We start from the raw sequence: 21706 nt of genomic DNA, 5'->3' as shown, positions 1-21706 counted from the left end.
GCAGGGTCCGCGCCAAATACGCAGGCGCGGCTGGAGGGACTGTTGGAAGGCTTAGCGGACGGCCTGCAGCTTCTCGACGGCGGCGGTGACGCGCTCGTTGAGGGGCTTCATGGAGTCCTTCATGGAGGCCGAGACGATCTCGCCCATCTTGGCGATTTCGGCCATGTAGGTTTCCAGGGCGGACTTGGCGAAGCTGGTTTGCAGCTCGACCACTTCCTGGATCGACTTGGCGCCCGACAGCGACTTGGCGGCGGCGACGTTGGCTTCGACGGCCTTCTTGGAATAGGCGGTCGCCTGGGCGCCGAGGGCTTCAGCGCCCTTGGTGGCGGCGGTCACCGAGGCGATGACGGCCTCCAGGTTCTTCTTGGAGTGGGCGTTGGCGTCAGCGAGGCCAGCCAGGGATTTTTCGATGGCGTCCTTGAAGGCGGCGTTGCCGGCGGTGGTGAACTGCTCGACGGTATTCTTGACGGTTTCGGCGGCGGCCATGGGAGGAAACTCCTGGAACGTGGTTGACGGGCTTTGCCGCGTCGCACCACTCGGGCGTTGCGGCTTTTTGATCTCGAAGGCTATTTCTCATGTTGCAGTGCAGCAGTCAAGCGACTTTGTTGCACTGCACAATCGCCATTGAGGCGAGTGTTCCGTATGCCCGCATATCGGGCGGCGCGACAAAACGGCTCGCTCAAGAGGTGTTTACCCTCGCGCAAGCTCCGAGGTGTCATGATAGGATTTCAGTATGGCGACCTGGGGGGTCGTCTCAACCTTTTGATTCGACGGACGAACCGTATGTTCGAGCGCGCCCGCCGCCTGTTTCTCGCCCTTGGCGCCGCCGTCCTGACGGCCGCCGCTCCGCTGGCGCCCCCCGCCCAGGCGCAGATTCCGTACCTGACCCTGCCCACCAGCGCGCCGAAGTATGCGGCCATCGTGGTGGACGCCAAGACGGGGGAAGTCCTCTACGCCAAGCGCGCCGACAGCCCTCGCTATCCGGCCTCGATCACCAAGATCATGACGCTCTACCTCACCTTCGAGGCCCTGAGCTCCGGTCGGCTGCGTCCCGACGACACCATCATGATCTCGCCCCGCGCCGCGGCCCAGCCGCCTACCAAGCTTGGCCTGTCGCCCGGCGAGTCCCTCACCGTCAACGAGGCCATGCAGGCGTTGGCCATCAAGTCGGCCAACGACATCGCCGTCGCCCTGGCCGAAAAGCTGGGCGGCAGCGAGGCCCGGTTCGCGGCCATGATGACCCTGCGCGCCCAGGAGCTGGGCATGGCCAACACCCGCTTCGTGAACGCATCGGGCTTGCCCGATAGCCGGCAGGTCTCCACCGCCCGCGACATCGGCATCCTGTCGCGCGCCGTGATGCGCGACTATCCGCAATACTATCGGCTGTTCAGCCAGCAGCGGTTCACCTTCCGCGGCACGCCGATGAACAATCACAACGGCCTGCTGGGCGCCATGCCCGGGGTGGACGGGCTGAAGACCGGCTACACCAACGCCTCGGGCTACAACATCGCGGTCTCGGCCGTGCGCGACAACCGACGGCTGATCGCCGTCGTGCTGGGCGCGCCCTCCACGGCCAAGCGCAACAACAACGCCGAGGACCTGCTGCTCACCGGCTTCGACGTGATGAGCCGCCGCGCCCGCGGCGAGAACATCACCATCGCCCAGAACCTGTTCGAGCCCGAGCCCGTCGGCCCCATCGAGCGCCCCTCGGTCGAACAAGGCGACGGCGAGCAGGACGGTCTGAAGATCGTCCTGGCCTCGGCGCCCCCGCCCGCCGCCTTCTCCAGCAACGACTTCGTGGCGCCGACCCACAGCGCGCTGCGCGGCTCGCAAACGGCCGACAGGAAGAAGGCGGATAAGGAAGACAAGAAGCCGGCCGGCAAGTGGATCGTCCAGGTCGGCGCCTTCAAGTCCAAGTCGCTCGCCAAGGAGCAGCTGGCCTTGGTGGAGAAGCGGTTCGGCAAGCACTTCGGCAAGGCCGACGGCGACGCAGACTCCATCGGCGGCACCTACCGCGCCCGCTTCAAGGGCTTCACCGAAGCCTCGGCCAAGGACGCCTGCGGCGCCCTGAAGGCCAAGAAGGTGCCCTGCATGGTCGTCAAGCCGGGCTGAGGCCCTCACCTTCGAGTGAGTTTGTCCCGCGCGGCGTTGAGCTGGGCGGCCAGGCCATCTGTCCCCCCCTTGTCGGGATGGGCCAGGCGCATCAGCCGGTTATAGGCCGCCTGGACCTCCTCGGCCGACGCCTCAGGCCCCACCCCGAGGATCGAGCGGGCCTCGGCCTCGCCCATGGCTCCGCCACGGCTTGGCGCCGGCGCGCCCGTTCGCCGGGTGGAGACCGCCAGGCCAAGGCCCAGCACAGCCAGGACGATGGCCGATCCCCAGCTGCCCCGCAGGCCGACATAGGCGGCGCCTGCGAAGGCTGCGACCGCAAAACCGCCCGAGATGAAGCGCCACTCCCGGCGCTTGAGAATCGACTTACCGCCGTTCGCCCACAGCAGCAGCGCCAGAACCAGGCAGCCGAGGGCGATATAGGTCACTACTGGGCGGCCATCAGCTCGTCGCCCATCTCACCCAGGCCGAGCGAGCCCACCAGGGCGCGCAGCTCCTGGCGGGCGGCCACGTGCTGCAGGCTCATGGCCACCGGACGGATGGTGGGCGACAGGTCGGCGATGGTCAGGCCAAAAGGGAAAAGTTCGCGATAGATCACCCGGTCGCGCAGGCCGGGGCCGACGCGGAAGCCGACCCGGCGCGACAAGGCCTGGACCCGCTCGTCGACGCGCTTGCGGTTGCGGGCCTCGGTGGGGGCCAGGCGATTGCGCAGGACGATCCAGTCGATGGACTGGCCCGAGGCCGCCGCGCGGATCTTGCGGCTGTTCCAGACAGTCTCGGAATAGAGGCTGGGGCGCTTCAGATCGAGGGTCACCGGATCGACGATGCCCAGCATGTCGAAGTCCACGAAGCTGTCGTTCATCGGGGTGACGATCAGGTCGGCCCGGCCGTGGGCGGCGCGGCTGACGGCGGTGTCGCCGCCGGGCGTGTCGATCAGCACGAAGTCGGCGCCCTCGGCGGCGGCGAAGGCCTCTTCGAAACGGCCCAGGGCCTCCTCGTCCGAGGCCTTGGCGAGATCGGCGCTCAGAGGGTGCTCGATGGGCATGGGCGCGCTGACGCCATTGGCGGCCAGCCAGGCCGCGCGGTTGGCGAAGAAGTGGCCCATGGACTGCTGGCGCAGGTCGAGGTCCAGCACCGAGACGCGGGCCTTGGAGTGCAGCAGGGCCGTGGCGATATGGATGGCGAGCGTCGACTTGCCCGCGCCGCCCTTCTCGTTGCCGACCACAATGACCTTGGGTTGGGACATGGTTCTCTAAAACTCCACACCATCTCAGCCAGCGTCGTTGCGCTGATTCGATTGGTTAACAGGTGAGCCCCCGCCCCCTGCCCCGTCAACGCGCCTGGCGTCGCGGCCTGTGGACGGATGGACGCCGGGCGCCGGCCACGCCATAAGCGGCCCGCCTACGCAGACGGAGCCTCCCCCATGCCCCTCGCCATCGTCCGCACCGTGGCCGACCTGCGCGCCCAGGTGGCCGCCTGGAGGGCCGGCGGCGAAACCGTCGGCCTGGTTCCCACAATGGGGGCGCTGCACGAGGGCCACCTGTCCCTGGTGACCTTGGCCAAGAGCCGGGCGCGGCGCGCGGTGGCCAGCGTCTTCGTCAATCCGACCCAGTTCGCGCCGCACGAGGACTTCGACGCCTATCCCCGCGACGAGGCCCGGGACGCCGCCCTGCTGGAGGGGGCCGGGTGCGACCTGCTGTTCGCCCCCACCGTGGCCGAGATGTACGCACCGGGCTTCTCCACCACCGTCACCGTGGCCGGCGTCTCCGAGCCCCTGGACGGGGCGGCGCGGCCAGGTCACTTCGCGGGCGTCGCCACCGTGGTGAGCAAGTTGCTGCTGCAATGCGGCCCCGACGTCGCGGTGTTCGGCGAGAAGGACTACCAGCAGCTCCAGGTGATCAAGCGCCTGGTGGCCGACCTGAACATCCCGGTGGAGGTGATCGGCGCCCCCACCGCCCGCGCACCGGACGGCCTGGCCCTGTCCTCCCGCAACGCCTATCTGACGTCCGCCGAGCGCGAGATCGCCCCCAGCCTGGCCACAGCCCTTACCGACGCCATCGAGCGCCTGCGCAAGGGGACGCCCGTCGAGCGGGTGGAGGCCACGGGCCGCGCGGCCCTGGAGCGGGCGGGCTTTGGCCGGATCGACTATTTCGAGGTCCGCGACGCCGCCAGCCTGGCGCACCTGGGGCCTGGACCGCTGGTGGGGCCCGCCCGCATCCTGGCCGCCGCGGTCCTGGGCAAGACCCGCCTGATCGACAACATGGCCGTCTAGCCTACCAGGCGCCGACCTCGCGAAGCTGGCGCGCCAGTTCCATGGGGATTTCGTCGTCACCGTCGGCGGTGAGGTCGGGGGGAACGTCCTTGGGATCGAAATAACGCCAGCCCTGGAAAGCGCGGCGCGGGGTGGGCGCCACCCGGACGATCTCCCGGTCCAGGGTGATCTCGCAACGGGCGTTGGGATGCTCGCCCACCGTGCGGATAGCCAGAATCCTCTGCCGACAGAGGATCATCCCCTTGAAGATCCGGTAGAGCGAACCGCCGTCGATCAGCTCGGCCGCCCGCTTCGGCGACATGCGGGTGTGGAGCAGCCAGGGGCCCGCGTCGTCCGCATGATAGGCCAGCAGATCCTCGATGGTGTCGCAGCCGACGCACAGGCGGATCATGTGAAGAGACATGAAATCAATCACTTGCAGGGAGACGCCGAGCGGCGCGCGAGCGCCAGTCTATAGCCTGCGTTGACAACCTCGCCATAGCCGATATCTTCATGTTGTCACTGACAACATCGCGATCGGGACGGATGACCTATCACCACGGCAATCTGCGCAGCGCCCTGCTGGACCGGGCCGCCACGGTGATCGCCGAGGAGGGCATCGAGGCTCTCAGCCTGCGGGCGCTGGCCCGCGACCTGGGGGTCTCCCACGCCGCGCCGGGCCGCCACTTCAAGGACCGCGCCGACCTGCTGGCCGCCCTGGCCGCCGAGGGCCACCGCCGGATGACGGCAGCCCTGAACGCCGCCGTCGCCGCGGCGGGGGACGATCCGGTGGCCCGCTACAACGCCCTGGGCCGGGAGGTCGTCGCCTTCTCCATGCGCCATCCGGCCTACTTCCAGGTCACCCAGCACCCGGAAGTCGAACGCCACTCCGACCCGAGCCTGATGGCGGCCCGCCAGGCCTTCGGCGACACGGTCCGCGCCGCCGCCGCCGCCGCCCAGGCCGCCGGCTGGCGACCCGACGAGGACCTGGAAGCCCTGCAGCTGTTCAGCACGGCCGCGGCCCTGGGCGCGGCCTCGGTGCTGATGCGGCAATCGAAATTCGCCGGCCGGCCGACCGTCGAGTTGCTGGCCATCGCCGGGCGGGTGATCGACCTGGTTATCCCGCCCTCCCTCGAAGCCCTGCGCCAGGAAAGCTGATCCATGAGCCTCTTGAGACCCATCCTGGCCTGGGGGCCGGTGTTCTTCGGGATCGCGTTCCTCGCGCCCCTGTTCGCCCAGATCCTGCAGGCCCTGGGCGTCACCGCCCCGCTCGGCCTGCCGCCGATCGCCGTGGGCCTCGCCGTCGGCGGGACCTGGGGCCTGATCGCCAAGCTTGGAGGACGCTGGATATGAGCCTCGCCGCCACCCTGGACGCCGCGCCGGACACCCGGGCCATGGCCCGTGACGAGATGGCCATCGCGCGCCGTCACATGACCGGCTTCCCGGTGGTGATGGCCGCCTGGGGCCTGGGCAATCTGGCGGTCTGGCTGTCGCTCTGGTCGCTGGTGCTGCTGGGAGTCCTGCCGCTGTGGGCGGGTTTCCTCATCGCCATCTTCAACGTCATGGCCTGCTACCACCCCTCCCACGAGGCCCAGCACTCCAACTACGCCCTGCATGGCCGGCCGCTGCGTTGGCTGAACGAGCTGATCGGCTATGTCTCCACCATCCCCATGGGCCTGCCGTTCAAGATCGCCCGCATCACCCACCTGGATCACCACACCTATACCAACGACCCGCTGCGCGACCCGGATTACGGCAACAAGGCCCCCAACTGGTGGCGCGCGGTCCTGGGCAACATCGCCAAGCGCCAGCCGGGCCGGCCCAACGTCTATGGCGCCGTCCTGCGGGCCAAGATCGCGGCCGGGGACCAGGCTGCCAAACGCGCCGTGCTGGAGGGGATGGCCCAGAACGCCATCTACCTGTCGATCCTGACGGCTCTGGCCTGGTCGGGCCACGCCATCGAGGCGGCCCTGCTCTGGTGGCTGCCCAAGCAGATCGGTTCGACCTATATCAGCCTGTTCCTGAGCTGGTTCCCGCATCACCCGATGGAGGAGCAGGGCCGCTACCGCAACACCCGCCACTTCCACTACGGGTTCGGCAATGTGGTGGCCCTCGGGATCGAGACTCACATCATCCATCACCTGCACCCAGGCATCCCGCTCAACCGCCAGCGGGCGGTGTTCAACGAGATGCGGCCGATCCTGGCGGCCCGGGGCTGCCGGCTCGACGAAACCTAGCTGGCCTTCAGCCGGACCAGGGTCACGCCCTCGCTGACCTGGTCGCCCACCGAGACGCTCAGGGACTCGATGTGGCCGTCGAAGGGGGCGGTGAGCGCGTGCTCCATCTTCATAGCTTCCAGGGTCAGCAGGGGCTGGCCGCGCAGGACGGTGTCCCCGACCGCCACGGCCACGGCCACCACCTTGCCCGGCATGGGCGAGCGCACCTGGGCGTCGCCGGCGAGGTCGTCGAGGTCGCGCACCGGCGGGCGGGTGGCGAGCACATAGGTTTCGCCCCCCTCGAAGACCACGACCTCGCCGTCGGCGGTCATCAGGATGTCGGCCTCTATGTCGCCCTCCGCCAGGGGCGCGTCGATCGCCCGGCCGTCCAGGAAGAGACGGACGGTGGCCTGGGGTTCGGCGTTCATGCGGAAGCCGGTGAGGCCCTTCCAGGGCGAAGCCTCATCGCCCCCCCCCAAGACGGCGGCGGCGGCCACGGACAGGATCTCGTCGGAGGGCTCGGGCGTGGCGGCCAGGGCGTCGAGACGGGCCTCGATGAAGCCGGTGTCCACGTCGCCAGCGATGAAATCGGGGTGGTCCAGGCAGCGGGCCAGGAAGCCGGCATTGGTCTTCACCGGCCAGATCTCCACCTCGGCGCAGGCCTGGGCCAGCAGGTCGCCGGCCCCCTCGCGGGTGGGGGCGTGGGCGATCAGCTTGGCGATCATGGGATCGTAGAAGGGGCTGACCTCGCCGCCCTCCTCCACCCCGGTGTCGACCCGGACGCCGTCGGGCAGGACGAAGTGATCCAGGCCGCCGATGGAGGGCAGGAAGCCGGCGGCGGGGTTCTCGGCGTAGAGGCGGGCCTCCACGGCGTGGCCGGTGAGCTTGATCTGGTCCTGGGCCAGCGGCAGGGGCTCGCCGGAGGCGACGCGGAACTGCCATTCCACCAGGTCGACGCCGGTGACGGCCTCGGTGACCGGGTGCTCCACCTGCAGGCGGGTGTTCATCTCCATGAACCAGATGCGGTCGGGGCGGAGGCCGGCGCTGGCGTCGGCGATGAACTCCACCGTGCCGGCGCCGACATAGTTCACCGCCCGGGCGGCCTTGACGGCGGCCTCGGTTACCGCGGCCCGGGCCTCGGGGCTCATGCCCGGCGCCGGAGCCTCCTCGATCACCTTCTGGTGGCGGCGCTGGAGGGAGCAGTCGCGTTCGAAGAGGTGGACGACATTGCCGTGGCTGTCGCCGAAGATCTGCACCTCGATGTGGCGGGGCCGGGTGACGTATTTCTCGATCAGCACCCGGTCGTCGCCGAAGGCGGCGGCGGCCTCGCGCTGGCAGGAGGCCAGGGCGGCGGCGAAGTCCTCGGCGCGTTCGACCTTGCGCATGCCCTTGCCGCCGCCGCCGGCCACGGCCTTGATCAGGACGGGATAGCCGGTGACTTCAGCCGCTTGCTGCAGTCGTTCCACCGACTGGTCCTGGCCGAGATAGCCGGGCGTCACTGGTACATTAGCTTTTTCCATCAAAGACTTGGCGGCGTCTTTTAATCCCATGGCCCTGATGGCGGACGGCGGCGGGCCGATCCAGACGAGGCCCTCGGCCATGACCGCTTCGGCGAAGGCGGCGTTCTCGGAGAGGAAGCCGTAGCCGGGGTGGATGGCCTGCGCGCCGGTCTCGAGCGCCGCGGCGATGACCCGCTCGGCCACCAGGTAGCTGTCGCGGGCGGGCGCCGGGCCGATGAGCACGGCCTGGTCGGCCTCGCGCACGTGGGGCGCGTCGGCGTCGGCCTGCGAATAGACCGCCACGGTGGCGATCCCCATGCGGCGGGCGGTCTTGAAGACCCGGCGGGCGATTTCGCCGCGATTGGCGACGAGGACGGATTTGATCATGCCCCGATCCTAGAGGCCCGGGGAGAGTCCTGCCAGACGCCGTGCGCGATAGCGGCTCAGACCACCCAGGACGGCTTGCGCTTGTCGAGGAAGGCCCGCACGCCCTCCTGGCCCTCGGGGCTCACCCGGGTGCGGGCGATGCGCTTGGCGGTCTCTTCCATGACGCTCTCGATGGGGCGGTAGGCCACGTCCTCCACCAGCTTCTTGGAGTCGGCCACGGCGCCCGGCGCGCAGGTCATCATCTCGCCGGCGATGCGATCGCGGGCGGCCTCCAGGGCGGCGGTGTCGGCCACCACCTCGGTGATCAGCCCGACCTTCTCGGCATAGGCGGCGTCGAACACCGAGCCGGTGGCGAACAGGGCCCGAGCCGCGCGGGGACCGACGGCGCCCACCACATAGGGGCTGATGGTCGCCGCGATCAGGCCCAGCCGGACCTCGGAGAAGCTGAACTTGGCGGTGGCGGTGGCGACGGCCAGGTCGCAGACCGCGGCCAGGCCCGCCCCGCCCCCGAAGGCGCCGCCCTCCACGAGGGCCACGGTCAGGGCCGGGATGTCCCACAGGCTCTTGAGCATGACCGCCATCTGGTAGGCGTCGTCGCGGTTGTCGCTCTCGGAGCGGTCGGCGGCCTCGCGCATCCAGTCGAGATCGGCCCCGGCGCTGAACATGCCGCCGGCGCCGCGCAGGAAGACGACGCGCACGCCCTCCGCCCCCTGCAGGGTCTCGAAGGCCTCGCGCAGGGCGCCGATCAGCCGGGCGTCGAAGGCGTTCCTGCGCGCCGGACGGTTGATGGTGACCGTGGCCACCCCCTCCACCGTGGCTTCGATATGCACGAGGTTCTCGTCGATATCGCTGTCGGCCACTTCAACCAGGGGATCGGCGATGGGATTGGTCATGAAAGCCTCGTTTCGGGATGTCGCATCGGGACATAATCCCAACGCCCGGTCTTTGACATAGGTCCTGTCCGCCCCGGGCCCCGGCGGGCGCTGAATTCCCGGTCACGGGACCCAAATCGACCCAGTTCGGGCCATAATCGGGTTGATCACGCCGCGCGCCTGGACGAGAGAACATTCAGGAACAGGACCACGCGGCGCCCTCCCCCCACCGCCGCGGGAAGGAAGAACGATGCGCCGGACCCAAGAGGCGACGACCCTGACCCAACTTCTGACCACCGCCCAGGCGTCGCGGCAAACACACCGACGCCGCACGGCCGCCGGCCGCCGAGCCCAGGTGAGGCTGGCCCTGACCCTGGGGGTGATGTCGAGCTGCGTCGGCCTTGGCCTGCTGGTGGGCGAGCTGGGCCGGTCGCTGATCGGGGGGTAGCGCCGCAGAGGGCGCTACATCCGGAACACGCCGAACCTCGTCTCCGGGATCGGCGCGTTGAGCGCCGCCGAGATCGAGAGGCCCAGGACGTCGCGGGTCTGGACCGGATCGATGATCCCGTCGTCCCACAGCCGGGCCGTGGCGAAATAGGGGTCGCCCTCGGTCTCGTAGCGGTCTCGGATCGGGGCCTTGAAGGCCTCTTCCTCGGCCGCCGGCCAATCGCCGCCGCGGGCCTCGACGCCGTCGCGGCGGATGGTGGCCAGGACGCTGGCGGCCTGCTCCCCGCCCATGACGCTGATGCGGCTGTTGGGCCAGGTCCAGAGGAAGCGCGGGCTATAGGCTCGGCCGCACATGCCGTAGTTGCCGGCCCCGAAGGAGCCGCCGATCAGGACGGTGAACTTGGGCACCTCGGCGCAGGCCACGGCGGTCACCAGCTTGGCGCCGTCCTTGGCGATGCCGCCGGCCTCGTACTTGCCGCCCACCATGAAGCCCGAGATGTTCTGCAGGAAGACCAGCGGGATCCCCCGCTTGCAGGCCAGCTCGATGAAGTGGGCGCCCTTCAGCGCGCTCTCGGAGAACAGCACGCCGTTATTGGCCAGGATGGCGACCGGCTGGCCCCAGATGCGGGCGAAGCCGGTGACCAGGGTCGTGCCGTAGAGCGCCTTGAACTCGTCGAACTCGGAGCCGTCGACGATGCGGGCGATCACCTCGCGCACGTCATAGGGCGCGCGGACGTCCGTCGGCACGATGCCGTAGAGCTCCTGCGGATCGAACAGGGGCTCGCGCGGCTCGGCCAGCACGACCTGGGCCGGCTTGGTGGTGTTGAGGTTGGCGACGATGGATCGCACGATCTGCAGGGCGTGCTCGTCGTCGGCGGCCACGTGGTCCACCACCCCGGAGCGGCGGCCGTGGGTGTCGGCGCCGCCGAGCTCCGTGGCGCTGATCACCTCGCCGGTGGCGGCCTTCACCAGGGGCGGGCCACCCAGGAAGATGGTCCCCTGGCTCTCCTCGCCGGCGCCGCGCACGATCACGGTCTCGTCGCTCATGGCCGGGACATAGGCCCCGCCGGCGGTGCAGGAGCCCATGACGCAGGCGATCTGACTGATGCCCTCGGCGCTCATCCGGGCCTGGTTGAAGAAGATGCGGCCAAAGTGGTCGCGGTCGGGGAAGACCTCGGCCTGGTGGGGCAGGTTCGCGCCGCCGGAGTCCACCAGATAGATGCAGGGCAGCCGGTTCTGCATCGCCACTTCCTGGGCGCGCAGGTGCTTCTTCACGGTGAGCGGGAAATAGGCCCCGCCTTTCACCGTGGCGTCATTGGCCACGATCATCACCTCGCGGCCGGAGACCCGGCCAATCCCGGTGATGACCCCGGCGCCGGGCGCCTCGCCGTCATAGAGGCCGTGGGCGGTGAGCGCGCCGACCTCCAGGAAGGGCGAGCCGGCGTCCAGCAGGCGCATGACCCGTTCGCGGGGCAGCAGCTTGCCGCGGCCGGCGTGCCGCTTGCGGGAGTCTTCGGGGCCGCCGAGGGCCGCCTGGGCCACCCGCTCGCGCAGCTGCGCCGCCAGCGCGCGGTTGAGCAGTTGGTTGGCCTGGAAGGCCTCGCCGTTGGTGTCGATGGCGGACTTCAGTTGGGGCATGGGCAAGGCATAGCCGGGCCGGGCGACGCAGGCTAGGGCCGGGCGGGACCCCTTCCGTTTCAGGTGGATAGATCTGAAATGGAGAATGGCCCCCTTCTCCCTAGGTTCGGGGCGCGGCCCTGTCCTTCTCCCCTTGCGGGAGAAGGTGGCGCGCAAGAGCGCGTCGGATGAGGGGTCGCGCTCCGTTTTCAGCACAACTCCCGTCATCCCGGGCGACCCGCAGGGGAGACCCGGGACCCAGGGGATTGATGCGGCCCCTGGGTGGCTGCTACGCGCCGCCGCTTCGCGGTCCCGGCTCGTAGTTTGTTCTCGGGCCGACCAGAGGTCGGACCCGGGGACTTCGCTGCGGCCGGGATGACGTGGATGGGTTTGCTTGAGAGGCCTATCGACCCCTCATCCGACCCTGCTCCGCAGGGCCACCTTCTCCCGCAAGGGGAGAAGGAAGATCGAGGTGGGGCTCCTAGAGCTGTTCCCGTTTCGAATGAATCGAAACGGGGCTCTAGAGTCCTGACTTGGTCACTCTTCCTGATCGCCGGACTTGATCCAAGTCAGGCGGGAAACGCTCTAGCGGAACAGGATGGGCTCGCCGTCCGGGCCATAGGCGGCGAAACGGCCGACGCCGCCGACGCGCACGGCGTCGACCATGGATTGCAGGGCCACCTCGATCTGGGCCGTGGTGGGCGCAACCCCGCCCGATCCCGACAGGCTGGCGGCGAAAGCCACCTGCCAGGGCGGTCCGGCGCGGCGCGATTCGGCCAGCAGGGCCTCGAAGTCGGCCAGCTCGCCCGGCGCCTTGTCGACGCACATCAGGGGGGCCAGCGCCCCGCCCTCCCCGGCCAGGAAGCGCTCGCGCTGGGCCTGCGTGGCCCCGTCGGGCAGTTCGGCGGCGGCGAAGACGAACAGCAGGCGCTGCGGATCGGGTTGGGCGGCGGCGGCGTCGAGGAGCTGCCGGAAATGAGAGCTTTGAGTCATGTGGCGATCCTGGCGGAGATCGCCGCGGCGAACCATGCGCCATGTCAAACCGGGCCCGTGGCGCAGATGTATCGCATATGCGCAGGCCCGCAGATGCTCTCCCTCTGGGGGAGCTGGCGCGAAGCGCCTGAGGGGGACTTTGACTCCTTCAGCGACCGCTCGAACCGCACGAAAGGCGCATTCTAGTCCCCCTCACCCAGAGGGGGAGCATCGGACGATCACGATCAACCCGCCCGGCCATATGCGATACCCCATGACGCTCCTGAGGCGCGGGCCACGCAAAACCGGTTCACACTTTGGCGGAACACACTCTAGGCTCCCGTTCCGTGGCGAACCTACCCGGCATATCGACCGATTCCGCGCTCTCGCGACTGTTCGAGGACGAACGCGCCCAGGGCGAGGCCACCTGGTTCTCCCTGCCGGGCGGCGCGACCCTGTTCGACGCCGGCGAGCCCGCCGACCACCTCTATTTCGTGCGCGCCGGACGCCTGGGCGCCTTCCGCCGCGAGGAAGGCCACGAGCCGCACTTCCTGGGCGTGATCCGTCCCGGCGAGCCGGCGGGCGAGATGAGCCTGATCTCCGGCGCGCCGCACTCGGGCCACGTCGTCGCCCTGCGTGATTCGGAAATCTTCGCCCTGCCCCGCGAGGCCTTCTTCGACGCCTGCGAGGAGGATTCGACCGTGATGGTCGAGCTGGCGCGGCTGATGATCCTGCGCAGCCGCCAGGCCGCGGCCAAGACCACGGCCGGGGTCCCCTCGGTGTTCGGTTTCGTCACCATCGGCGAGCCGGTGGCCCTGCGGCCCCAGGTCGACCGGATCGCCCGGGAGATCGGCAAGCTGGGCTATTCGGTCACGGTGGTGGGGGGCGAGGCCCAGCACGCGCCGACCGAATGGTTCTCGGAGGTCGAGCGCGACTACGATTTCGTCCTCTACTGCGCCGAGGCCGACGACCACGGCTGGCGCCAGGTGGTGGGCCGCCAGGTGGACCGCCTGTTCCGGGTGGGCCGCGGCGACCTGCCCCCGCCGGTCGAGCTCCTGCACGGCGCCGAGCCCCTGCAAACCCAGAAGCTGGTGGATCTGATCCTCATCCAGAAGCGCAACGCCGTTGCGCCCGTCGGGTCGGAGGCCTGGATGGACGTGGCCCGGCCGGCGCGGTTGTTCCACATGCGCCGCGAGCACGGCGGCGACGTCGCCCGCGTCGCCCGGATGCTGACCGGCCAGGCCGTCGGCCTGGTGCTGTCGGGGGGCGGGGCGCGGGCCTATGCCCACATCGGGGCGGTGAAGGCCCTGCGGGAGCGCAAGGTCCCCATCGACTTCGTGGGCGGGGTCTCCATGGGCGCCATCGTCGCGGCCGGGGTCGGGCTGGGCTGGGACAATGATGAGATGGAGCGCCGCATCCGGGCGGCCTTCGTCAACACCAGTCCCCTCGACGACATCGCCATCCCCCTGCTGGCCATGACCCGCGGCGAGAAGGTCAGCGACCGTCTGGCCGAGCACTTCGGAGAGGTGCACATCGCCGACATGTGGCTGCCCTTCTTCTGCCTGTCCTCCAACCTGACCACCGGGACCTATCATCTGCACAGGCGCGGCCTGCTGCGGCGGGCGCTGAGGGCGACCATCTCCCTGCCCGGCATCCTGCCGCCGGCCACCGAGGACAACGACGTCCTGGTGGACGGGGCGGTGATGAAGAACTTCCCCGCCGACGTCATGCGGATCAACGAGCTGGGGCCGATCATCGGCATCGACGTCTCCCGCGGCCGCTCGATCACCGCCGCCGACGTGGCGCGCCCCTCCTCGGTCTGGCGCTGGATCCTGTCGGGGGAGTGGCGCAAGGGTCCGCCCATCGTCTCCCTGCTGATGCGGGCGGCCACGGTCTCCACCGGCCGCGACCTGGCCGCCGCCCGCGACGCCACCGACGTCCTGGTGACGCCCGAGGTGGCCGGCGTGGAAATCCGCGACTGGGCGGCCTTCGAGCCCGCCGTCGCCGGCGGCTACAAGGCGATGATCGAGGCCCTGGACAAGCTGTCGGTCCCGGTCACCGACCTGCGGCGGCGCCCCAGCCTGCACGAGATCTCGACGGGACGACGCTAGGGTCCTCCATCCAATGGCGGTCGGCGTGCCGGATGAGGGCGCGCGCCGCCTTCTCAATCCAACAACGTCATCCCGGCCGCAGCGAAGCGGAGAGCCGGGACCCAGGGGCCGTGCGCTGGGCCCCTGGGTCCCGGATCGGCCTGGCGGCCGTCCGGGATGACGGAGTGGGTTTGCCGAACATGCCTATCGACCCGACCCCGCAAGGGGAGAAGGAATTCAGCGCGCGGCCCAATCGATGTGGCCAGGTGGCGCCCCCGGTGCAAAACGCGGCGCCGCTACACGATATCGGCATGCGACAATCGTGACGTTTGCGGATCGATCAAATCGGTTCCATATTCGAGGTCTTGTTCAACAACTGAAAGGAGGTGACCCAGTGTCTCATTGTCTTCATCCGCAGGTGGAAACCGTGATCTGGGCCTCCGCTTACGAGGTCTGCGCGTAAGCGCTTCAGGTTGCGGGACCGCTGGGCGGTCCGACAATGGAACGGCCGGTCCCGACAACGGGCCGGCCGTTCGCATGTCCGCAGGGCGCTTTCCGCGAAGGCTCGACCTCCGCCCGCAGGACGGCACGGACAGCCTTTGCGCCTATTAACCGCATGTCTGAACGAAAGGTTGATGCTGGCCTGGCATATTGGCGGCATGGAACAGATCAGCGCCACCCAGCCGGCGGTCGATTATGCCGCCAGATCCCAGGACGCCCCCCGCGGTCGACTCATCGCCCGCGCCGAGCCTCCGAAAGCCCAACAGGACGGCCCCCAGCCGGCCCTGGTCACCGACAACGGCCATTTGCGCGAAGCCCAGGCCCGCAAGTCGCCGGAGCACCGGCATCGAGAGGCTGACCAGCAGGTCACCCAGCAACGCGCCCAGGACATGGCGCGCGGGACGATGTTCGACCTGCGGGCCTGACAGCGCGCCCTAATCCCGCCAGCGCCGCGCCTTGGCGGCGATCTCGCCCTGGCGGTCGAGAGGCTCGCCCTCGATCATGGCGTCCACCGCGGCCAGCACGGCCGGCGATGTGGCCGTGGCCGCCGTGCGGTAATCGAAGCCCTGGGTCGGACGCGGGGCCTCCGTCGTCATGCGCGCCACCCAGCGCGCGCCCTCGCGGCAGGCGATCCCGGCGGCGCGCTGGGCGTCCACCTGGAAGGTGCGGCAGTAGCGGGCGTCGGCGGTCTTGAAGCTGAGGCCCAGGCGCACCGGTCCCGAACCCGCCGAGAGATTTTTGTCCAGGGCCTTGGCCAGGCCGCCACGGGCCACCAGCGCCCCGTCGAACCCCGGCGCCACGGCGGCCGGGGTCTGTTGCGACAGAAGGTAGCCCGCCACGACCCCCACCATCAGGGTGGCGGCCATGGAGCCCCAGGCGGGCCAGGCCACCGGCCGCGAAACCTTGGGCGGCGGCGGCGGCTTCCGCCGATCGGCCAGCTTCACCACATTGTCGGCATTGGCCTTGGCGCCGGCCTGGGCCGCGGCCATCAGGCGGGCGGGGACGCTTTCGTCGGCGACCCGGGCGTAGGCGCCGGCCACCTTGCCGCGCAGCAGCCGGTGTTCGTCCAGGCGCACCCCCAGGACGGGATCGGCGGCGATGGCCGCCTCCACCTCGGCGCGGCCGGCGGCGTCGAGCTCGCCGTCCACATAGGCGATCAGTTTTCGATCATCGATCTTCATGCCGCACCCCTCAGATCGGCCAGCAGGGCGTTGCGGCCCCGGACCAGGCGGCTGGTGAGGGTCCCCTCGGGAACCTCCAGCACCGCGGCCGCCTCGCGGTAGGATAGACCCTCCACCAGCACCAGCGCCACGGCCAGTCGCTGATCGTCGGGCAGCCTGGCCATCGCCTGTTCCACCGAGGCGGCCTCCAGGTGGGCTTCCATCGCCGCCGCCCCGTCGAGGCCCACCGACAGGCCGTCGTCCTCGGGCGCGAACACCTTTCGCTGGCGGGTCCGGGCGCGGGCTTCGTCGATCCAGGCGTTCTTCATGATCCGATACATCCAACTGTCGAGGCGCGTCTGGAGAGGCTTGGCTGAGCCGCGCCGGGACCTGACAGTGGAAAGGCCGCCGGGCGCCCCGGCGGCCTTTCGCATGTGCGGACGCAGGACAATCGCCTGCGAGGTCGGTGAAACCTCGGACGCGTTCGCCGGGGTTGTTAGTTGCGGGGCGTGGTGGCCGCGCCCGCGACGCCGCCGATGGCCGCGCCGGCCAGGGCGCCCTTGGCGTCGCCGCTGACCGCGGCCCCGATGGCCGCGCCCCCCAGGGCGCCGGTGGCGGCGCGTTCGGTGACGGTGGCGCCGCAGGCCGCCAGGGTCATGGCGATGAGGGCGGCGGGGGCGAGCACGAGGATCTTGCGCATGGTTCTTCTCCTGATTGTGGAGACCAAACCCCCGGCCGCGTGTCGGGTTCCCGACCTAGAACGACACGCAGGCCCGCTGGCTGACCATCATCACGCTGTCCTGGCGGAAGCGCTGGACATAGGCCTGCCGCACCTCTCCCAGTTTGCGCTGCGTGTGGAGGTCGGTTCTGGGGATCACCAGGACCACCACCTTGGCGGCCTCGCGGATCAGCCTGTTCTCCGGTCCCGTCCATTGGCCGCCGCCGTCCAGGACCGTGAGGCCCTCCGGAAACCGCGGGGTGAGGACCTCGTCGACGAACCTGTGGAATTCGGCGTCGGAGACGCCGGGCTTGTCGCCGATGTTCTGGCCGAAGAACAGCTGGGCGGTGCGCATGGGCTCCTCGCCGGCCGCGCAGCTGGGCGGCCGCAGGCTGGCGCAGCCCGCCAGGGACAGGAGCAGAATCGGGACAAGGGCCTTGCGCATCGATCTCACCTCCGCCCCCGCGTGGTCGGTCCATCTAACGTGAATCGGAGGTGTAGAAACCGTTGACGTCAGGCCCCGATCAGCTCCCGCCCGATCAGATAGCGACGGATCTCGTTGGTGCCCGCGCCGATGTCGTAGAGCTTGGCGTCGCGCAGCAGGCGTTCGGCCGGGTAGTCGCGGGTGTAGCCCGCCCCGCCGAGGGCCTGGATGGCCTCCAGGCTGACCTTCACCGCGTTCTCCGAGGCCATCAGGATGGCGCCGGCGGCGTCGAAGCGGGTGGTCTGGCCGGCGTCGCAGGCCCGCGCCACAGCGTAGACATAGGCCCGGGCCGAATTCAGGGCGACGTACATGTCGGCCACCTTGCCCTGCATGAGCTGGAAGGCGCCGATCGGCTTGCCGAACTGCTTGCGCTCCCGGACATAGGGCAGGACCACGTCCAGGCAGGCCTGCATGATGCCCAGCGGCCCGCCCGAGAGCACCGTGCGCTCATAGTCCAGGCCGCTCATCAGGACGCCGACGCCGCCGTTCACCGGCCCCATGACGTTCTCTTCGGGAACCTCGCAGTCCTCGAACACCAGCTCGCCGGTGTCGGAGCCGCGCATACCCATCTTGTCCAGCTTCTGGCCGACGGAGAACCCCTTGAAATCCTTCTCGATCAGGAAGGCCGTGATCCCCTTGCTGCTCTCGCCCGGCGCGGTCTTGGCGTAGACCACCAGGACATCGGCGTGCGGCGCGTTGGTGATCCAAAACTTGGTTCCGTTCAGGACATAGCGGTCCCCGCGGTGCTCGGCCTTCAGGCTCATGGAGACCACGTCGGAGCCGGAGCCGCTCTCGCTCATGGCCAGCGACCCGACATGCTCGCCCGAGATCAGGGCCGGCAGGTAGCGGCGCTTCTGCTCGTCGGAGCCCCAGCGGCGGATCTGGTTCACGCAGAGGTTGGAGTGGGCGCCGTAGGACAGGCCCACCGAGGCCGAGGCGCGGCTCACCTCCTCCATGGCCACCACGTGCTCAAGGTAGCCGAGGCCAAGCCCGCCGTAGTCCTCCTCGACCGTCAGGCCGTGCAGGCCGAGCGCCCCCATCTGCGGCCACAGCGCGCGCGGGAAGGTGTTGGTCGCGTCGATCTGCGCGGCGAGCGGGGCGATGCGGTCAGCGGCGAAGCGCTGGGTGGTGTCGCGGATGGCGTCGGCGGTCTCGCCGAGGCCGAAATCCAGCGAAGGTCCATGGTTCGGGATCATGCCGCGGTGTTAGCACGGGCCGAAATTCGCCGCGAGCCGCGGTTGTGACAGAAAAGGGGCCCGGCGATGCGCGCCAGGCCCCTTTCCCACTCAATCCCCCCCGGGAAGTGTCACTCGGCGTCGAGTTCGCCCTCGTCGTCGATATCGCCCCGGCCGAGCCGGTCGAGCATCAGATAGACCGCGACCCCGAAGAAGCCGATGCCGGCGAGCGCCGCCATCCAGCCCACGGTGAGCGGGTTGAACAGGCCGCCGTCGCTGTCGGGGCTGACGCTGGCCGCCCAGAACAGGCCGCCGGCGAAGAAGGCCAGGCCCACCACGGTCAGGCCCACCAGCAGGGGCAGGCTGAGCTTGGGTTGTTCCGGCTCCAGCAGGTCGAAGGCGGGATCGTATTCCAGGGTGTCGTCGATCAGGATCCGCGGACGCTCCTCGGCGCGCGGCGGCGACGGCAGGCCCAGCTGATCGTTGGCCGCCGAGGTCTGGCGGTCGAACAGGGTCGGATGCGATTCGTTGGCCGCCACCGGCAGTTCGAGACGGGCGGCGGGCGCCGGGGCCTCATAGACCTCCTCCGGCGGCGTCAGGACGAAGGCGCGGTCGCCCCCGGCCAGGGCGATGGGCGCGGCGGGCGGCGGAGGCGGCGGAGGTTGGGGCGCGGGTTGCGCCACGGCCTCGACGACCGGCGGGGCCGGTTCCGGCGCCGGAGCGGGCTGCTCGGCGGTGGTGTCGCGGAAGATGGTGGAGAGCCGCGAGGTGACGTTGGCCGCGGCCGCCTGGGTCGGGCTGGGCCGATCCTCCTCGGGCGGCGCGGGCACGAACGGGGCGGCCGGCGCCGGCGCGGTCTGAACGACCGGCTCGGGCGCGGGGGCCGGCTGGGGCGCGGCGGCCGGGGCGGCCTCGCGCTCGACGATGGCCCGGGGGCCCTCCATCGGCGCCTTGAGGGCGGTGGGGGTCTGGCGCGGCACGATCCCGGCGGCGTCCATGTCCACATTGGGACGCAGGATCGGCGAGGGCGCGGGCACCCAGCCATGGGTCGGGGTCAGGAACAGGGTCTTCTCGGCCGAGCGGCGGCGGACCAGGGCGTCGATGACGATGCGTTCGCCCTCGAAGTCGGCCTTGCGCCACAGCTCCATGGCGCAGGCGGCCTGCAGGAGTTGCCCCTCATTGACCCGGCGCAGCACCGAGGAGCGGCGGAAGTTGTCGACGCCGATGTTGAAGGCGAAGGCGCACAGGGCGTCGAACTGGTTCTGGGTGAGCGGCGTGTAGGTCCACTCGTTGACCGAGTGAGCCACGGCGATCAGGTCGTAGAGCAGCAGGGCCTCGGCGTCCTGTTCCGAGACTTCGGCGCCTTCACGAGCGGTGAGCGTGTGGCCATAGCCGATTGTCCAGCGGCCATCGGCCAGCTGCGCGGACTTGCGGCGGTATCCTTCGAACCGCTTGATCAGATCGATCGCAGTCCGGGAGACTTGGTGACGCGGTTTCATGGCCATCTGACCCATATTGAGACAGGCGCGTGAGCGCTTGGCTCTCAACGGGCAAGATAGGCGCCGGTTACAACAGGATCACAGACGCCAGGCCGAGGAATGACAGGAAACCCATCGAGTCGGTCGCGAAGGTGACGAAGACCGACGAGGAAACCGCCGGATCGCGTCCCAGACGATCAAGGGTGAGCGGCACCAGAGTGCCGACGATCGCCGCGATGGAGACATTCACGATCAGGGCCAGAGCCACGGTGATGGACAGGCGCAGGTCGTGGAACCACAGGAAGACCGCCACCGACATCAGCGAGGCCAGGGCCGCGCCGTCGATGACGCCCACCCCCATCTCCCGCAGGAAGATGCGCATGGCGTTGGCGGCGTTCAGCTCGCGGTTGGCCAGGGCGCGCACCGCCACGGCCAGGGTCTGGGTTCCGGCGTTGCCGCCCACCCCGGCGACAATCGGCATCAGGATGGCCAGGGTGACCAGCTTGGCGATCTCGGCCTGGAAGGCTCCGATGACGCTGACGGCGGCCGTCGCGGTGAACAGGTTGAGGATCAGCCACGGCAGGCGCGAGCGGACGATGCCCAGCACGCCGGCGTCGCGGCCGGCGTCGGAGACCCCGGCCAGGGCCAGGATGTCCTCTTCGCTCTCGTCCTGAATGACGCCGACGATGTCGTCGACGGTGATCTGGCCCACCAGGCGGCCGCCCGGCTCGACGACGGGCGCCGAGATCAGGTGGTACTTGTCGAAGATGTAGGCCACCTCCTCCTGGTCCATCTGGACCGGGATCTCGGAGATGGGCTCCATGATCTGCGCCAGCGGCGCATCACGGCGGGCCCGCAGCAGGTGGCTGACCGGGACGGCGCCCACCGGCCTGTGGGAGGGGTCGACGACATAGACGTCGAAGAACAGCTCCGGCAGGTCGTCGCCTTCCTTCAGGAAGTGCTCGATCGTCTGGCCGACGGTCCAGAACTGGGGGGCCCAGACCACCTCGCGCTGCATCAGGCGCCCGGCGGTCTCGTCCTCATAGGCCAGGCTGGTCTCGATGGCGGTGCGTTCCATCTCCGGCATGGCCGCCAGCACCTGGGCGCGCTTGTCGTCCTCCAGGTCGTCGACGACATCCACCGCGTCGTCGGAGTCCATCTCCCCCAGCGCCTTGGCCAGGGTCGCCGACGGGACGTGCTCCAGCACGTCCTCGCGGATCTCGGTGTCCAGTTCGGAGAGAATCTCGGCCAGGGCCTCGGGATCGAGGTGGGCCACCACCTCGGCGCGGTAGTCCGAGGACAGGAAGCCCATCAGGTCGGCCACGTCGGCGGGGTGCAGGGCGGCCAGAAGTTCGCGCAGGCGTTCGGCGTCGCCACGGTCGATCGCGTCGACGACCATGGCCACGAAGTCGGGGTTTAGGGCGTAGTCCTCGCCAAGGGCGAGATCCTCGAGGTCCTCGACCTCGGCGGACGTCAGGCTCCCCCGGGAGGCCTTCAGGTCCAGAACGTCGTCTTCGCGCGGATGTTCGGTGTCGCGGCTCATGCGGACCTCCCCTCCTGACGTATGACGATGCTCTAGCTCTGCAGCCGCGAAAGACCCTGATTCACTGGTGCGGTCGAGAAGACTCGAACTTCCACGGGTTGCCCCACAGCGACCTCAACGCTGCGCGTCTACCAATTCCGCCACGACCGCTCGTGGTGAGGCGCGGCAGGTAGCAAACCCCCGAGCG

The 21706-nt window shown here is 69.7% G+C and carries 23 protein-coding genes and 1 tRNA gene; 8 read left to right on the top strand and 16 right to left on the bottom strand.

Annotation, left to right across the window (positions count from 1 at the left end; all coding sequences use genetic code 11):
* Window positions 1–51: 51 nt before the first annotated feature.
* Window positions 52–486: a phasin family protein gene (locus Q7T09_RS15990; RefSeq protein ID WP_304701024.1), complete on the bottom strand. Its 435-nt coding sequence runs from the start codon at window positions 484–486 to the stop codon at window positions 52–54.
* Window positions 487–783: 297 nt separating this feature from the next.
* On the opposite strand from Q7T09_RS15990, the gene Q7T09_RS15985 reads away from it, so the two are divergent.
* Entirely contained in the window at window positions 784–2112 is a 1329-nt protein-coding gene (locus tag Q7T09_RS15985; protein WP_304701023.1) for a D-alanyl-D-alanine carboxypeptidase, read from the top strand.
* 5 nt (window positions 2113–2117) lie between these two features.
* Here the strand turns inward: Q7T09_RS15985 and Q7T09_RS15980 are convergent, their stop codons facing one another.
* Together Q7T09_RS15980 and Q7T09_RS15975 are read right to left on the bottom strand one after the other, a co-directional pair.
* Window positions 2118–2537, bottom strand: coding sequence for a DnaJ domain-containing protein (locus tag Q7T09_RS15980; RefSeq protein ID WP_304701021.1), 420 nt, complete (start codon window positions 2535–2537; stop codon window positions 2118–2120).
* The gene (locus tag Q7T09_RS15975; RefSeq protein ID WP_304701019.1) at window positions 2537–3355 is read right to left on the bottom strand and encodes a division plane positioning ATPase MipZ; all 819 of its coding nucleotides are present in this window, start codon (window positions 3353–3355) and stop codon (window positions 2537–2539) included. The genes Q7T09_RS15980 and Q7T09_RS15975 overlap by 1 nt, the downstream gene beginning before the upstream one ends.
* A gap of 177 nt (window positions 3356–3532) precedes the next feature.
* On the opposite strand from Q7T09_RS15975, the gene panC reads away from it, so the two are divergent.
* Window positions 3533–4381 (top strand): pantoate--beta-alanine ligase, encoded by an 849-nt coding sequence (gene panC, locus Q7T09_RS15970; RefSeq protein ID WP_304701017.1) that lies wholly within the window; start codon window positions 3533–3535, stop codon window positions 4379–4381.
* Between the two features lies 1 nt (window position 4382).
* On the opposite strand, the gene Q7T09_RS15965 is transcribed toward panC, so the two are convergent.
* Window positions 4383–4784, bottom strand: coding sequence for a DUF1489 family protein (locus Q7T09_RS15965; protein ID WP_304701016.1), 402 nt, complete (start codon window positions 4782–4784; stop codon window positions 4383–4385).
* A 122-nt stretch (window positions 4785–4906) separates the two neighbouring features.
* On the opposite strand from Q7T09_RS15965, the gene Q7T09_RS15960 reads away from it, so the two are divergent.
* From Q7T09_RS15960 to Q7T09_RS15950, 3 genes are read left to right on the top strand one after another with little or no spacing between them, the layout of a single operon-like run.
* Complete coding sequence (locus Q7T09_RS15960) at window positions 4907–5518, top strand: TetR/AcrR family transcriptional regulator (protein ID WP_304701014.1); 612 nt, start codon at window positions 4907–4909, stop codon at window positions 5516–5518.
* A 3-nt stretch (window positions 5519–5521) separates the two neighbouring features.
* Window positions 5522–5713: a hypothetical protein gene (locus Q7T09_RS15955; protein WP_304701012.1), complete on the top strand. Its 192-nt coding sequence runs from the start codon at window positions 5522–5524 to the stop codon at window positions 5711–5713.
* Entirely contained in the window at window positions 5710–6597 is an 888-nt protein-coding gene (locus tag Q7T09_RS15950) for a fatty acid desaturase (RefSeq protein ID WP_304701011.1), read from the top strand. The genes Q7T09_RS15955 and Q7T09_RS15950 overlap by 4 nt, the downstream gene beginning before the upstream one ends.
* On the opposite strand, the gene Q7T09_RS15945 is transcribed toward Q7T09_RS15950, so the two are convergent.
* Together Q7T09_RS15945 and Q7T09_RS15940 are read right to left on the bottom strand one after the other, a co-directional pair.
* The gene (locus Q7T09_RS15945) at window positions 6594–8462 is read right to left on the bottom strand and encodes an acetyl/propionyl/methylcrotonyl-CoA carboxylase subunit alpha (protein ID WP_304701010.1); all 1869 of its coding nucleotides are present in this window, start codon (window positions 8460–8462) and stop codon (window positions 6594–6596) included. The genes Q7T09_RS15950 and Q7T09_RS15945 overlap by 4 nt on opposite strands.
* A 56-nt stretch (window positions 8463–8518) precedes the next feature.
* Window positions 8519–9355, bottom strand: a complete 837-nt coding sequence (locus Q7T09_RS15940) for an enoyl-CoA hydratase-related protein (RefSeq protein WP_304701009.1) — start codon at window positions 9353–9355, stop codon at window positions 8519–8521.
* A gap of 229 nt (window positions 9356–9584) precedes the next feature.
* On the opposite strand from Q7T09_RS15940, the gene Q7T09_RS15935 reads away from it, so the two are divergent.
* Window positions 9585–9782 carry a hypothetical protein gene (locus Q7T09_RS15935; protein ID WP_304701008.1) on the top strand — a complete coding sequence of 66 codons (198 nt, stop codon included), beginning with the start codon at window positions 9585–9587 and terminating at the stop codon, window positions 9780–9782.
* 14 nt (window positions 9783–9796) lie between these two features.
* On the opposite strand, the gene Q7T09_RS15930 is transcribed toward Q7T09_RS15935, so the two are convergent.
* Window positions 9797–11419 (bottom strand): carboxyl transferase domain-containing protein, encoded by a 1623-nt coding sequence (locus tag Q7T09_RS15930; protein WP_304701006.1) that lies wholly within the window; start codon window positions 11417–11419, stop codon window positions 9797–9799.
* Window positions 11420–11983: 564 nt separating this feature from the next.
* Window positions 11984–12391 (bottom strand): ribonucleotide reductase subunit alpha, encoded by a 408-nt coding sequence (locus Q7T09_RS15925; protein ID WP_304701005.1) that lies wholly within the window; start codon window positions 12389–12391, stop codon window positions 11984–11986.
* A gap of 326 nt (window positions 12392–12717) precedes the next feature.
* Here Q7T09_RS15925 and Q7T09_RS15920 point away from each other — a divergent pair, with 326 nt between their 5' ends.
* Window positions 12718–14481 (top strand): patatin-like phospholipase family protein, encoded by a 1764-nt coding sequence (locus Q7T09_RS15920; RefSeq protein ID WP_304701004.1) that lies wholly within the window; start codon window positions 12718–12720, stop codon window positions 14479–14481.
* 614 nt (window positions 14482–15095) lie between these two features.
* Complete coding sequence (locus Q7T09_RS15915) at window positions 15096–15386, top strand: hypothetical protein (RefSeq protein WP_304701001.1); 291 nt, start codon at window positions 15096–15098, stop codon at window positions 15384–15386.
* 9 nt (window positions 15387–15395) lie between these two features.
* Here the strand turns inward: Q7T09_RS15915 and Q7T09_RS15910 are convergent, their stop codons facing one another.
* From Q7T09_RS15910 to Q7T09_RS15875, 8 genes are all read right to left on the bottom strand, one after another.
* Window positions 15396–16142 (bottom strand): anti-sigma factor, encoded by a 747-nt coding sequence (locus Q7T09_RS15910; protein ID WP_304700999.1) that lies wholly within the window; start codon window positions 16140–16142, stop codon window positions 15396–15398.
* A complete protein-coding gene (locus Q7T09_RS15905; protein WP_304700998.1) occupies window positions 16139–16555 on the bottom strand; it encodes an RNA polymerase sigma factor in 417 nt (138 codons plus the stop codon). Before Q7T09_RS15905 ends, Q7T09_RS15910 begins: the two co-directional genes overlap by 4 nt.
* Window positions 16556–16617: 62 nt before the next feature.
* Window positions 16618–16821 (bottom strand): hypothetical protein, encoded by a 204-nt coding sequence (locus tag Q7T09_RS15900; protein ID WP_304700997.1) that lies wholly within the window; start codon window positions 16819–16821, stop codon window positions 16618–16620.
* 55 nt (window positions 16822–16876) lie between these two features.
* Window positions 16877–17284 carry a DUF3574 domain-containing protein gene (locus Q7T09_RS15895; RefSeq protein ID WP_304700996.1) on the bottom strand — a complete coding sequence of 136 codons (408 nt, stop codon included), beginning with the start codon at window positions 17282–17284 and terminating at the stop codon, window positions 16877–16879.
* Window positions 17285–17352: 68 nt separating this feature from the next.
* Window positions 17353–18519: an isovaleryl-CoA dehydrogenase gene (locus Q7T09_RS15890; RefSeq protein WP_304700994.1), complete on the bottom strand. Its 1167-nt coding sequence runs from the start codon at window positions 18517–18519 to the stop codon at window positions 17353–17355.
* Between the two features lie 110 nt (window positions 18520–18629).
* Entirely contained in the window at window positions 18630–19997 is a 1368-nt protein-coding gene (locus Q7T09_RS15885; RefSeq protein WP_304700992.1) for a lysozyme, read from the bottom strand.
* A 67-nt stretch (window positions 19998–20064) separates the two neighbouring features.
* Window positions 20065–21519, bottom strand: a complete 1455-nt coding sequence (gene mgtE, locus Q7T09_RS15880; protein WP_304700990.1) for a magnesium transporter — start codon at window positions 21517–21519, stop codon at window positions 20065–20067.
* Window positions 21520–21584: 65 nt separating this feature from the next.
* A tRNA-Leu gene (locus tag Q7T09_RS15875) sits at window positions 21585–21669 on the bottom strand.
* Window positions 21670–21706 lie beyond the last annotated feature (37 nt).

It is taken from the genome of Phenylobacterium sp. (genome assembly GCF_030645195.1).
In the GTDB taxonomy this organism is placed as follows: domain Bacteria; phylum Pseudomonadota; class Alphaproteobacteria; order Caulobacterales; family Caulobacteraceae; genus Phenylobacterium.
The sequence above is the reverse complement of the archived record's forward strand: the minus strand, read 5'-3'. Positions and strand labels throughout refer to the sequence as shown.